This window comes from Streptomyces sp. DH12 (genome assembly GCF_020873895.1).
GTDB lineage: Bacteria > Actinomycetota > Actinomycetes > Streptomycetales > Streptomycetaceae > Streptomyces.
The window spans coordinates 1-520 of sequence record NZ_JAHWGT010000680.1; the positions used below are offsets into that span (position 1 = coordinate 1).

Consider the following 520-nt stretch of genomic DNA (forward strand, 5'->3'; position numbering starts at 1 on the left):
GGTACAGGAAGTACCCCAACAGGTGCCGTACTTCCGCAAGCCTCGGGTGATCCGGGTCAGCGAGTGCCGCGTCGGCGAGTGCCGCGTCAACCAGTACACGCACCTCAGAGCCGCAAAATTCGACACGACCCGGCTCGTCCATGTGACTCTCATACCAGGCGATCAACGGCAACACGGCCAGCAGGCTCCCCGGCGGCGCACCCGCAGCCGACCGCTCGGCGAACTCCCGCGCGAGCTGATGCGAGCCTCGCCACTTCGCGGTCCAGTATTGCAGGGCACTGGTGTGCGCTTCGAAGTGATGCGGTGCCAGGGCCGTGATCTGCCACCACAGCGCGTCCATCTCCTGGTGGGAGTAGCCCAGTCCGCGCGCCCTCCAGAGCTCCGCCACGAGCGGGGTGGGATCGCCGGGACACAGGGCCAAAGCCCGCCCGATGTCGTCCTGCGACGCCAGCAACTCCCGATGGAATCCCTCGAACTGGCTCTGCGACGTACTGTGCGCACGCGCACCGCCTCGCAGCTC

The 520-nt window shown here is 67.3% G+C and carries 1 pseudogene; it reads right to left on the minus strand.

The window, feature by feature from the left end:
* Positions 1 to 454 (minus strand): annotated as a pseudogene (locus LPA54_RS36455) (hypothetical protein); the annotation flags it as partial.
* Positions 455 to 520 lie beyond the last annotated feature (66 nt).